Origin of the sequence: Bradyrhizobium sp. CCBAU 51745, assembly GCF_028128715.1 — a bacterium.
GTDB lineage: Bacteria > Pseudomonadota > Alphaproteobacteria > Rhizobiales > Xanthobacteraceae > Bradyrhizobium > Bradyrhizobium manausense.
Window position 1 is genome coordinate 169286 of the sequence record NZ_LBJP01000089.1, and the last position, 13905, is coordinate 183190.

Annotated in this window: 6 protein-coding genes; 1 reads left to right on the forward strand and 5 read right to left on the reverse strand. The window is 57.1% G+C overall.

What is annotated here, in order from left to right:
- Positions 1-88: 88 nt before the first annotated feature.
- The 5 genes from XH98_RS31065 to XH98_RS31085 form a co-directional block, all read right to left on the reverse strand.
- The gene (locus XH98_RS31065) at positions 89-1231 is read right to left on the reverse strand and encodes an MFS transporter (RefSeq protein WP_271620895.1); all 1143 of its coding nucleotides are present in this window, start codon (positions 1229-1231) and stop codon (positions 89-91) included.
- A gap of 731 nt (positions 1232-1962) precedes the next feature.
- The gene (locus XH98_RS31070) at positions 1963-2574 is read right to left on the reverse strand and encodes a sulfite exporter TauE/SafE family protein (RefSeq protein ID WP_271620896.1); all 612 of its coding nucleotides are present in this window, start codon (positions 2572-2574) and stop codon (positions 1963-1965) included.
- 961 nt (positions 2575-3535) lie between these two features.
- Entirely contained in the window at positions 3536-6640 is a 3105-nt protein-coding gene (locus XH98_RS31075) for an efflux RND transporter permease subunit (RefSeq protein ID WP_271620897.1), read from the reverse strand.
- Between the two features lie 3115 nt (positions 6641-9755).
- Positions 9756-10184: a hypothetical protein gene (locus tag XH98_RS31080; protein WP_271620898.1), complete on the reverse strand. Its 429-nt coding sequence runs from the start codon at positions 10182-10184 to the stop codon at positions 9756-9758.
- A gap of 16 nt (positions 10185-10200) precedes the next feature.
- Entirely contained in the window at positions 10201-10389 is a 189-nt protein-coding gene (locus XH98_RS31085) for a hypothetical protein (protein ID WP_271620899.1), read from the reverse strand.
- 2439 nt (positions 10390-12828) lie between these two features.
- Here XH98_RS31085 and XH98_RS31090 point away from each other — a divergent pair.
- Complete coding sequence (locus XH98_RS31090) at positions 12829-13776, forward strand: TauD/TfdA dioxygenase family protein (RefSeq protein WP_271620900.1); 948 nt, start codon at positions 12829-12831, stop codon at positions 13774-13776.
- Positions 13777-13905: the final 129 nt, after the last annotated feature.

The window sequence follows — 13905 nt, forward strand, 5'->3', positions numbered from 1 at the left end:
TGTGAGCTCATCGACTCTAAATCCCAAACGCCAACGGACGATCACTAGCCGGAAGCGTACCGGCGCTCCCTTCCTCTTGGCCAATGCCTTAGCGATGGTCGGTCATCATCATCCTCGCCGACAGCATCACGATGGACATGAGCGCGCCTAACATCCCGAACGCCATGGGCAAGCCAAACATGTGTGCGATAAGCCCGATGCCTGCTGGCCCGACGAGTATACCCGCGTAGCCGCCTGTCGTGATGACCGCGATCGCCATGCCTGCTGGCATCACGTTCTGTTTGCCGGCGCGTCGACACAGTACGGGTACAACATTTGAAATACCCAATCCAACAAGCAGGAACCCTGCCAGAGCAATCAACGGAACGGGCGCGGCCACCACGGCTAAGAAGCCTGTTACCATTAGTACAGTCCCGAGCATCAATGTGGCACGGTCGCCGATTCGCGCCACCACGGCATCTCCGCTTAGACGCCCGGCGGCCATGGCGATTGAGAAGAGCATACAACCAATGCCCCCGTGCGCCTCCGCGAGAAGATCTCGTTCAACGAGAAGCAAAGCGCTCCAATCGAGCATTGCACCTTCTACAAGAAAGGTGATACCCGCGAGCACCGCTATGAGCAACACACTGCGGTGGGGCACGACAAATAATGGCCCCTGCTGTCTCGAACGCGTTGCTAGCAACCTCGGCCAGGCTGTCACAATCGCGATCGTTACTAACGCCGAACAGACTAACGTCGAGAGAAGCGAGCCACACCGCAGCGAGACAAGTGAAGTGACCGCGGCAGAGCCGGTGACTTCCCCAATGCTGTACCGGGCGTGGAGGCCGGACATCAATAGACGGCCGGTGGCGCGCTCCAGTTCAATCGCATGAATATTCATGGCTACATCGATCGAGCCGAGTGAAACGCCGAAAGCAAATAGCGTGGCACCGAGCCTTACAGGTGTGTCGGCAATTGCAAGGCAAGGCAGGATCATCGCAAGTCCAAGTCCGCCCGCGAGGATAATGGGCCTGCTGCCGTACCGCGAATTCAACACGCTGGTCAAAAGCATCGCGACGACGGATCCCGTTCCGAGACAGAGGAGCAGTAGACCAAGCACGCGGTCATCCACCGCGAGCCGCTCCTTGGCGAGTGGCACCAAAGGCGCCCAGGCCGCGAGCCCGAATCCGGCCACAAAAAATGTCAGGCGCGTCCCAAGCAGGCCGGAGGACAAATTGGCACATGGTATCACGGACGCTCCTGAGAGAACGGACTCGCGGGCGCGGCGCCCCTCATCCTGCGTGCGTTGGCTGCAACGGGCGCGCGGCTCGACGATTATGGTCACAAGTTGACGCTTTTCATCCCTGCAAATGCGATGCCGTCACGAATACTGAACTGCGTCACACGGAGAGCGACAAGTAGGGTGATCCTCGAGCCCCAGGGGATGGCGGTGTTTCGGCCAATCTCTCGGATGAGCTGGCCATCCGAGGGCGATTGTTCTTGCTTGTCTGCGACGGCCGGAGGCGCAACGCTCAGTATGGCTTGTCGCAACGCCTACAAAACCGACGGCGCCCGACGCCTCTATGGAGTTGGCGCTAACACGGCCGTAGGTTTTCCGACAGCTTTGCACAATCGGAAGCTCTCATCACGAGTGACGGCGCTGTCTCGCGAGATCAATAAAACGAGCCTCGCTACCACGCGCAGGCGGTCAATGTCAGCCCGGTGCTTTCGATATTGGGCCTAAGTTCGTTTGTTCTGGGCCAGCGTGTCGCCGCCGGCAACAGCCATTTTGAGAGGCATGGCGGCAACATCAGCCTCAAACGGTTCAGGGCTGTCCTGTGATCCCGGCTTCCCGGCGCGGGTGCGCTGGGCGGTCTGGCGCAATCAACCAGATTTGCATGCCATCTTATCGCCGCCGAAGAGGACGGCGTCGATCAGGTCCAGGATGCGCGCGTTCGATACCGAGTTGCCCGCCGGCATCGTTCAAGCGCTTATATCCGCAGTTTGCCGAGACCGTTGCTCTGACCAGATTGGATTGGGCTTTGTAAAGAACAGGAATAGCAGGCAGAGATCGATCAGTATGGCCACCGCCATCACGCTATAAGCCCAGGCGCTTTGCACTAGATCGAGCTCAATCAGCACCCGTGACAAACCGAAGCCCACGATCCAAGCATCAAAGCTCATAGAGATGCGTCGGAATATCTCCGGATCAAGCCGTCGAATGACGTAGGACCCCAGCGGGACGCCAAGTATGACACTCGGTACAAAAACATAGAGCAAGCTGTCGCTTTCGTAAATGAACAAGCCGAGCTGATAGTAGACGAAGGCGGTAACGCTCGATTCCACCGCGCGAACCAGCGCTAGGCCGGCGCGAAATTCGTGTTTGACCAAGCCCTGGTTGTTAAACAGCATCGCTATCGGAGGGCCGGAGATAGTCGTCAGCGAATAGAGAACGCCCAGCATCCACCCGAATGGCAGGCCGATCAGCCAGCTTGCTCCGATAGGGCGGCGCCAACCCGCAGCTTGCAGCAGGATCAGCGGCAGAATGATCGTGTAGGTGGCGTATTTGATCCAGCCCGGCTGAAGCGAGGTCAACGCATAGCCGCCGAGCGCCCGGCTGGAGCCCAACCAAGATGGGAAACACTCGTCTCCAAACCACCCGCACGCCCTTCAGATTGATGAGGAGGACGTAAACGTTGACGAAGACCTCGATGATGACAATGGCGGGGTTGAGAATACGATTGGTGTAGAAAACTAGCGCAAGGGGCACAGTGAGCGACGAAAAGCCGTAGCCAATGGCTCCATTTACAAATGCAGCAAAACACGTCGTTGCGGCCAGAAACCAGATGGCAGCATCAAACTCAGGCATTTGCTTAACTTTCCCACTCCGGAGGGCGTCGGGTCACACGTCGGCGAGCCGGCGCGGCCATTGGTCGTCAGGTTGCGGCAGATTCTGATCGTTCGCTTAGCAGCTCCGCCCGTCTTCACAATGGCAGCAGCCGTTGTGTGCGTTCAGCAGTTGCTCTTGTTCACGACTTCGATCGTGCAACGCAAGCTGTGCTGCACTTCCCGGTACCCACAACGATCATTCAGCCAAAAACGTGTCGGCTTGTTTCTCGGCTTGTCGATCAATGGTCCTCGTGTCGAAAGCCGTAAGTGCGTCGGTCATGGACACGGGGCCGTACCCACGGAATTGAACTCGTGTCGACTCCTAAGCGGTCCAGCGCCATCATTTTTCAGCTAGCAAATGCAATGCGGTTAGACGGAAGCAAACAATTCTCCTTCAAGAGCCATGGGATAAATGGCAACGCACCTTTTGTCAGGCGAGGATCAATTCCCTTCCCCCCGGCGAGGTCGAGCTTAGGCATTCCGCTGCCTTGAAATGTACGGTGCAATTCACCTTAGCGGATCAGCCGGGGATCACCGATGTGTTCTTCCGAGTCCCTGATGGCCGCCAAGCTCGGCACCTTGGCTGAAGATCTCAATGCGTAACGGAGCGTGAAGCGATCGCAGGCTCCCTCGCTCGCCACTGAGCGAACCTGGATTGAATTTATCGTCATTGCTTGGCCAGCTGGGACTCAGCAGCACCGGTGAGGCCGAGCTCGGCGGCGTTCTTCGCGCGGCCGGAGCTTGCATCGGCGCGGTGGTCGGACGCGAACACGACATACACCGCCGGCAGCACGAAAAGCGTGAACAGCGTGCCGACAGACATGCCAGCGACGAGCACGAGCCCAATCGAGAAGCGGCTCGCGGCGCCAGCTCCCGTTGCAGTCAACAAGGGTGTGAAGCCCGTGACCATTGCCGCCGTAGTCATCAGGATTGGACGCAGTCGGACGCGCGCCGCCATCTCTATAGCCGAGCGACGGTCAAGTCTCTCCTTGAGCTGCAGCTCATTGGCGAACCCAACCATCAGAATGCCGTGCTTGGAAATCAACCCAACCAGTGTCAACAGTCCGACCTGGGTGTAGATGTTCATAGTTGCCCAGCCAAAAAATGGCGGGATCAAGGCGCCCACGATGGCCATCGGCACGCTGATCATGATGATGAGGGGATCGCGCAGACTTTCGAACTGCGCCGCAAGCACCAAGAATATGATGATGATTGCAAATGCAAAGGTAATCGCCAGTTGGTTACCCTCGTACACGTATTGGCGGGCGTCGGCCAGAAAGTCGTGGCTGAAGCCTGCGGGCAGTTTCTTTGCCTCGGCTTCCAGGAAGTCCACGGCCTGACCGATCGTGACGCCGGGCATCGGCACGGCCTGAAAGGTCGCGCAGTTGAGCTGATTGTAGTGGGTGAGAGCGTTCGGATCGGTCGCAGTCTCGATGGAGACTACGGTAGACAGCGGGAGCATCGAGCCCGTCGCAGTCTTCACATAGTAGCTCCCGATTGCTTGCGGCGCCAGGCGTTCCTCACGCGGGACCTGCGGGATCACCTGGTAGGAGCGACCCTGCAAATTAAAGCGATTAATGTAGTTTCCGCCAAGTAAGGTGGCGAGCGCGCTACCGATAGTCTGCATGGTGATGCCAAGCTCGTTGGCCTTGGACCGATCAACCTTGATTCGTACCACCGGTTGGTTGAACTCGAGGTCGGAGTCGCTCACCATGAACAGACCGCTCTTGCGCGCGACATCCTTCAGCTTCGACATCTGCTCGTAAACGGACTGGAAGCCAACTGTCGAACTAATCACCATCTGCACTGGTAGGCCACCCGAACCGCCCGGAAGCGGAGGCAAGCTAAAGGCAAACGCGTTAATGCCTTCGATTTTGGACAGCTCGGCTTGAACAAGGGACTTTAGTACAATCGATGATCGCTTGCGCTCGTCCCACGGCTTGAGCAACATGCCGGCCATGCCACTCTGCTGGCCGCTGACTCCATTGAGCACGAAGCTCAGGTCGCTCTCTGGAAATTTTTTGAACGCGTTTTCAAGTTTGGTGCCGTAATAGTCGAGGTAGTCGATATTGGCGTATTTCGGCGCCTTCGTTAGCGCGAATACGATACCTTGATCCTCCTCCGGCGCGAGCTCCTTGGAAATGTTCATATAGAGAAAGCCGACAAGGCCTAACATGGTCAGCGCAAATAGGCCGCTAATTGGGCGATAGTCGAGCGAGCGGTCGAGCTTGCGGCCGTACCATCGTGTTATGGCGCCGAACCCGCGGTTGACAAGCCCTGCAAATCGTCCTCCCTCGGCGCGCCTCAGGAAGAGTGAGCACATCATGGGCGATAGCGTCAAAGCAATCACGCCCGACACAACCACAGCTCCCGCCAGCGTAAACGCGAATTCGCGGAACAGCGCACCGCTGAGGCCGCCGAGAAACCCGATCGGGGCATATACCGCAGCCAAGGTGATCGTCATGGAGATAACGGGACCGACGATCTCGCGCGCGCCCCTTGTAGCAGCCAGTAGGGGCGTCGCACCTTCTTCTAAATGGCGATGAATGTTCTCCACCACCACGATAGCGTCGTCGACCACGAGACCGATCGCGAGAACCATCGCAAGGAGAGTCAGGAGATTGAATGAAAACCCCAGCGCGAGCATCATGCTGCAGACACCCACGAGCGACAACGGAATAGTGACTACAGGAATGATGACCGAGCGCAGCGAGGCCAGGAACAGAAAGATCACGATTACCACGACCACGACAGCCTCAATGAGCGTTTTCTCTACTTCATCGATCGATGATTGAATAAACTGGGTGGAGTCGTAGGCCACTTTCATCCTCAGCGACGGCGGCAGGTTACGCTCCATTTCTGGAAGCAGCGCTCGAACGCCTCGCACTATGTTTAGCGGATTGCCTTGCGGGCTCGCCTGCACGCCGATGAAGACCGCGTGCTCGCCGTTGATCGAAACGCTAGTGTCTGTCGTCTGCGCGGCAAGCTCGACTACCGCAATGTCTTCCATGCGCACAAAGCCACCGTCATTGGCTTTGACGATCATCCGCTTGAAATCATCGACACTCCGCAGATCCGTATTTGCCGTGACATCGGAGATAGTGAAATAGCCCTTGGCCTGGCCCGCCGCGGCCTGGAAGTTGTTGGCGGCGATTGCGGCCGAAACCTCAGCCGGCGACACGCCATGTCCAGCCATTTTCGCAGGATCGAGCCATAGCCGCATCGCAAAACTCTGGCCGCCCAGGATGTCTGCCGCTGCAACCCCGGCGACGGTCGAGATAACCGGTTGCACGACCCGCGAGAGGTAGTCGGTGATCGCGCTGGCGGCTAGCTCCTTGCTGGCGAAGGCGATATACATGACAGCAGTGGTCTGACCGGTCGACTTCGTGACGACCGGATCGTTTGATTCCTTCGGGATCAGGTATCTGACTGAGTTGACCTTCGAGAGCACCTCCGTGAGCGCTTCGTTTGGATCAAAATTCAGCTTGATGTAGACTTGGATCGTCGAGACACCAAGCACAGACGAGGAATTGATGTAGTCGACGCCTTCGGCGGACGCGACTGCCTGCTCCAGGGGAGCGGTGATGAACCCCTGGATCGTGTCGGCAGAGGCGCCAGGATAGACAGTCGTGATATTGATGACCGTATTGGATAGCTTCGGATATTGCCGGATCGGCAGTAGGGTGGCGGCGCGCAAGCCGATCAGCAAGATCAGGAAACTGACGACGATTGACAATACCGGACGTTTGATGAAAAGCGCGGTAAACGCCATGTCGACTCGTATTTCAGGAGTGGGATGTAAATTGCCAGCAACTTACCATGGCAATGATCAGCAATGCGGCGTGTGTCCTAGAGCCCAGTTACGAAGTCCCTGCCCTTTTTGCGTGCACTCGGCCAAAGATTCGAATCAAGATGTTCATCTAAACGGATGATTGGAACGCAACGACTTCTAGCAAGACGTTAGTTCAGGCTTCGCACTGTCCCGCAGACTGAACCATCCAGGTTCGACATCGATAGTACAAACGATCTGACAGGTCCTCAACTCTACAAAGGTAAGTGGGTGATATAGCATGGGCTGCAAAGCACTATACCAAGGTTTGTCGAATTGGCCGTGATCACCGTCGCAAGACTTGCGGGTTGCCGGGCACACAGTTCACAGCCTTACATATTCCGTAGGCACGCGCTATCGCTTCGCTACTCGCCGAACAAAGTCCTCTCGAAGCTCGCCCTCTGCCGCCAGCTCGATACACCTCTCCGAACAATGGTTGAACGTTTCTGTCAGCTGACTAAGCTGCGCTCGGCTTGTTCAGCGACGCTCGCGATTGTATGCAAGTCGAGCTCTATATTAAATGGATTTGGATCGAGGCTGTCGGCAGAGGCAGGCCGGATTAGGCTTAAATGAAAGAGGTCTTGTGGAGCGATCTCGTCCGATCCACGCCTTCCTCGCGGAACACTTGACTACTTGGCGATGGCCTAAGCGAGTTTTATGGGTGTCCGTTCGATCCTCAAGGCGTAGGCTAAAGTTTCGACAAGTTCAGCTTCCTCGTTCTCACACTCTGTGGTCTCACAAACATGCTACCCGAACGGGCTCCCCCCCATGTGCCCCCTCTAGAAGCGCGCGTATGCGCGCAGCGATCTGCCGTGCTTCCTTCGGCTGCATGTTTGGATTCATGCAATTGAGTATGGCTAGCATTGCCTGAACTTCCTCGATGTTAGATGCGGCGGCCTTGCGATCTAATAGTCCCGAAGACGGATCGGCGGCACGGGCCTGATTGGCTGCAAGCGCCGCAAGCGCTTGCGATTGCAGGAACGTGATATGCCGCTCGAATGTATGCATTCGTTGGCCTGGAGCTACTCTGTGTGCATGGCGTCGCAAGAGCTGGTGGCCAACCCCGATCACGAAGACCGGGGCTGGCCACCTTTATTCCCATGAGGCTCAAATTCTCAAGGGCTACAATGTTGTATCGTCGAGAAGTACCGAATGGCACCTACCAAAATCGGTCGGTCCCATTCTCGTCGGCGACTCTCTAAGCTGAGTCTTTGCCATAGACAAATCGGAGACCAGCATGACCAGACACGCGCGCCTTGCAAAAACAAACAATCACAAGCCAAACGCACATGAGAGACGCAGGAATGTTGGCGAGGTACATTCGGACGGAGCGAAGCACCCATTGCGGCCGCGGAGAGTACCTCGTTGAAAGAACCGGCCACGCTGTCGGCGTGGTCGTCGCCACGGATGCCGGACCCAGTTGCAACAATGCAGCAGCGGACGGGATTCAGCTAGGCAATCCAACCCCTTTCTGTTCCAGAGTGTTGGCGATGTTGATCGGAAGCAGCGCGGGGTGCGACTCGACTTCGTTTGTTGCGCTGGAGCAGACGCTGTCTACCCGCCCGAACCTAGAAAAACTCGACTCGGCGCTTATACCCCACGGATACGGGGGGCAGCGCATTGTCCCTGCCGCCCAACTAAACTGCCCCAAGCTCACCTTTAAGCGGTGGCAAGAAACTGATCAGGAACTTATTGCTCGCAACACGAGCGAAATCGCCGGAATGAGAACTAACCCGTGAGTCGGAAGCTGTGCGAACGCGGCTCGGCGCGTGACGGCCTCGGCGGCATCATGAGGCACTATCCCTGTCGCATCCAAACGGCAATGAGCTTAACGGAAGCGCAACTCGGCACATGGTGGTCCTTCAGCTCATGCGCTCCCTGCCACGCCCCCGTTAAGCAAACGATTCTTTATCGGGGCCGGCTTACCGAAAGCTGACGGACCTGCGCGGCAATTTACAAAGCGAAAGGCGGCCCATGTGGCCGCTTGCCGTCAAGAGCAATATCGACGTTTACGTCTCAGACAACAGCCATTTGGCGCGCTTGCGATTAGCGGCAGACGCTCGGGGCTACGCGCCGGATTGGCGCGCAGCCAATCCACTGGACGTTTATGACTGATCGATCTCACGGGTTCCCCGGCTCATGCCGCTCTTGGACCGTATAGGACTGGCCATTCGGATCGTGCATCAGTTGCTTTCGAACGGTCGCGCCGTTTACCGGGTCGCGCTCCACGCAAGTTTCGCGTATCCAAGACGAGTGCATCAGGCGCATCAGCCGGTAAGGCGTAAAAACTGGACCCGAATTGTGGAGTTCAACCAGAAAGCAGCGCGGACGCGGCTCGGCGCCTATGTCCACCCGGGGAGGATCGACAAATGCGCTATCTCTGCCGCATCCGCTTCGCCGGACAGCCAGGGGCGACGTGACTCGGCACCCTCATTGGAGCCAGGAGGGTGCTGTCCCTATCACGTGCCGCTGGCTCAGTAGTCAGCCTCGGGGATCACAAGGCTGACCCACCCGGCTTTCCCGTGAGGTCCCTCACCTCAGGGTACTTAGGCACTTTAGCGAGAGTGCGGGCTCGGGTGACCTACCAGCATTGATAGTCATACACACCAATCGAGAAACTGGACCGAGCGAGTTAACACCGCTCAATCCTCCAGAACGATCAGACGGCACCAGGGCGCCGCTAACCCCCCATATCTCTGTTTCAGCTGCCGTAAGAAAAAAAGACCAGGCGCATCCTAACGCATTAGCTAGTCGCAGCATTTCGTCACAACGCAGATGGCGCGAGCTGGTATGTCCTGCCGCCGTGAAGCCGCCCGAGTTAGGAACGGCAGCATGACTTCAGTTCGACGATCAGCGGAGGTTATTAATTGCGTTGACGCCCAGCCTTAGCTAGGCGGACGATCTTGCGCACCCTGGATCACTCGCCACCCACTTGCAATGACGGGCTCGCGCATCGTCGATCTGTGAAGCGAAAGAATTCTTGTCCGCATCCTTAGCGGGTCCCAATGACGCGAGTCACCGAACTGATTGGCCCCTAGCTTGAAGTATAAGCTCACGATTATTCAGCGTTCTTCGTTTTTAGCGATGCAAACTGCGGCTTCATTCGCAGCGCGCTTGTGTCAGCCGCGCGGCAAAATGGTATGATGAATGCAAAGCAGCGCCGCCCCTGGCTTTTCGGCGTGCTCGGCCGGACCTTAGCGGCCGACGATGTTTGGGCACAGCTTTTAGCCTTCTTCGACCAGTTCAACGCGGTGTGCTTGCCAATTCGCGCATACGTTGTCATACCAGACCGCACTCGCGCCCCACCCAGAAGCGGGACATCACAATTGACCACGGTTCTGTCAGCAAAATAATAATCGCGCGCCTCGCCATCGGCATGCAGGAAGCCATAGTAGCCGCGACCGTTCGGCTTGATCTTGACGACTCGGCCGAGCGTTTGTGGAATTGGCAGAAGCCGAACCCTCCGCGTGCGCAGGTTTCGAACCATACGTTGTATGCCATAGTCAAAAGCTAACACGGGTATGCGGCGCGTCTATCTCGCTCGCGTCGCAGCCGACGAGATCGCGCTCATCAAAATAGACGTTTAGCTCGCGGTCGCAACCCTCGCGAAGCGTCGCATCGACGATATAGCCGTAATGCCGGCTCCGATTGTAGCGATCTTCGCGGAAGACGATAATTCGACCCTCAGCCATGAGAGAAACTCGCGAACTCATTTCAGAGAACCGGAAATTGCGTCATCACGCAAAACTCGGTCTTGGCTTCGCCAGCGGCCGCTCAGCCACGAACGAAATCAACTTTTTACAAGCGCGTCGGGATTTTCGCCCGCCTCAGGAGCTGCCCGGCTGACAATCGGAGCAGGCGTGACAATGTCGCGACGCTGTCTCCATAGCGTCGCGACATCGGATCTCGTCGTCACCTCAGCAGGGTTCCTAGTTGCCGTCCGTTCATAAAACAATGTCTCAGCGTCGAGCGCCAGCGAACACGCCGCCGGTAACGTGTGCCGGGTTCGGCGGTACAAGGCGCTTTGTAACGCCACTAAGCAGAACATCTTGCGTACAAGCATTGGAGCCCTCGCTGCACCGCAGCCGTTGTCACGCCGATATAGCTCCTGGCGCTGTTCGCGACTCTGGCGGCCTTTTCGTTCCCCAGCCTGCCTCCCCTGCCTTGCGAAAGACCAAGGTGCGCCCAACCACCGCTTGCGGCGGCGAGCGTTGGCTTCGAGGCGTTTGTCCCTCGGGCTAGCATCTGCGGCAAGCATCGTGCCGTTATGGAGCGCAGTTGCGCGACGAAGTTCGCGGCGAACAGCTAGATGCCGGCAGAGCCTTTGAATTGTAGCGAGACGTAAGCGTCTGCATGTTCTCTTTACCACTAAGCATCGGTCAATTTCTTCCGTCTGGGGCGACCAAACGGCTTGTCTTCCCAAAATGAAGCCAAGCGAGCAACGCGATGACGGCATGCGTGCCGCAATGCAGCCGGGCCTTGTGCGTACAGTCAGCGCGTCGCCCCAAGTTCCCGCAGGATCTTTCGCGATGGATTTCAAGAATTCGCGCGGCCTCGATTTGTGAGGCTGCGCGGCGATCAATCTTGATGTTGTCTGGGCTCCGCATGGCTTTGAAATTCGCGTCTGCCGGTTCGGCAACGGCATGCCAACATTTTGCTTCGTCCGGATTCGGCGGAATAACTGGTGAAATCACAAAGTGCAGATGTGCGGGATTGTCAGCGAAAATAAACGCGGAAGAGAAGTGCGCTGCCGCCGTCGTCCATCTTATCGTCTGCCACGACTTATTTGGCGGCGACGATCGGGAAGGAGCTTGTAGCTGTGCAATGCTCCGGTAGAGTATTTGATTTACGCGTTTGCCTCTTCGCTCTCGCCAAAATATCGACTTAACTGTGCTATTTGTGCTCGCAGTAAGATGTCCGCTCGCCTGCCGGACCTCAAAGGTCAATCGGCGGGCGTTTGGTGACACCAGCATAATTCGGCCTCCTCTGCAGCTTAGTCGGCGTCAAGGAAGCTATCACCCAGCGGATCGAAGGGGAGCAAGTCGACTTCGCTAATCAGATCAGAGGCACCGTCTATTGGTGACAAAAGCGATCTCAGCCACGCTCGGCGGTCGTTGGGCAGCCGCTCGGCTCATGATGACGCTAGCCAAGGAACGTGTCCGCCCACTTAAGCACCTGATCGCGAGAGTGACGCACCACAGCGAAGCTTGCCGGCTGTTCAGCGTCTGAAGGTTCTCGCTGAGAGGAAATCGATATGCAGGGATCCGGCATTGCTCACCTGTTATTGTTTCGAAGTGTTCCGAGTTCGGACGGTCAGAACTAGAGGGGAGGCAGCGCGAGCCGGTCATCCTCGCTGTTCAAGCGGCTCTGTAACTACCGGCTCCGCGCTGCCAGCGAAGTCAAAATGACGATGTGACTCGGCGCTCGTCGAAGAGGCCCTTGGTAAAGCGCTGTCCCTATCACCCGCGCCACTAACTTCGCTCGCCAGCGTCACGGTACTGCAACGCTGCCACCTCGCACCCTTGGGCGGCTGCCCCAGGGCGCTCTGCCTTTTATCGTCGAAAGTCCCGCAAGGCACCTACCAGATTTGGTCGGTTGAGCTGGTTTGCGAACGAGAACTGATGTGAAAACGAGCCGTTGTGCTACCACTCTTGCCCCCGGACCCCAGCATGAGGCGGCTTATCCGGAGAGTGCAATGATGAGCTTCTGGCTTGTTCACAGTAGCCACGGATCTCATTCGCAACTTCCGCATCATTGGAGCGCGCGTGAAGCCACCGCCCATCTATCAGGAATATCAAAATGTCAAAACCTGAAGGCGTTCCGCATAACGGAAACAGTCAGCTCGGACTACTTACCGCACTGTTTAGGAAACAGTTGTCCGTATTCTGACAAACGCACAATCTCGTGTCAGATCCAGTACAGCGCGAATAGTAAGCATTGAGATTTTCGAAAGTCCATTCGGCATAGCTTTCCCAGCGTCGCCTGGCTGTCCAACCATCGGCTCAGTTCGATGGCTCGCGCCAAATACCACCATTCGTTCAGTGCGCATTGTCGGGGAGTTGGTACGATGCTTGCTGAAGATCACCCGCTTCAAGAGGCGACGAAGAACGGCCAGGACTCGGAAGAGCAAGATGAGCGCAATGGATTTGATCGGTGGCTTCATTCCGAGCACAGATGTTGTGAAACGTGCAGCGCGCATCGGTGTCGAAGTCAGAAATATCAAACTATCAGGCGATCTACCGGATCACGCGATCGCCGCAATCAACAGCTTATTGCTCGAGCACAAGGTGATCTTCTTCCGCAATCAAGGACATCTCAATGACGCCGAGCAGGAGCGCTTTGCCGCTCGTCTCGGAAAGCTAGTGCCACATCCGATGCTCGGTGCTACCAAGGGGATGGCGTCGCTCCTCGAGTTGGACTCCACTCGTGGCGGCGGTCGCGCCGACGTTTGGCATGCAGATGGGACTTTCGCCGGCGCCTATCCCAAGATTTTGGTCCTACGGGCCGTTGTAATGCCAACGTTCGGAGGCGACACCCTGTGGTCGAACACAGCTGCCGCTTATCTTGATTTGCCGCCGCCGCTACAACGGCTTGCCGAGGGCCTATGGGCCGTTCACAGCAATGTTTTCGATTACGCCGGGATCGCACGTGTCCGCGATATCGACAAAAAACACTTTGACGAGGTGTTCACCAGAACAATCTTTGAGACCAAGCATCCCGTCGTACGCGTCCATCCCGAAACAGGCGAGCGGACGCTAGTGCTCGGCGCCTTGGTGAAGCACTTTGTTGGGGTCTCCAAATACGACGGACAAAAGCTATTTGATCTGTTCCAGTCGCACATCACCGCACCCGAAAACACTGTGCGCTGGAGCTGGTTAGAGGACGATATTGCAATATGGGATAACCGCGCAACGCAGCATTACGCGGTCAACGATTACTCGGATCAGCGTCGCATCGTACGTCGGGCCACGATCGAGGGTGACGTGCCTGTCAGCGTCGATGGCCGGAGTAGTGTAACGCGCCTGAAGGTAGCGAATGGCACCGCACTCTCGCGTCTGAAAACCGAGAAAACCCGATAGTTGGAGTTGTTCCGCGCAACGCCGGAACACACTTTCCAATACGGATCCAGCTGTTAGCACCAACTCGGCGGGCCTAGGTTGACTACGGAACTATTTAGCGTCGGCCAACAGCTTCGGGAAACGCCTAAG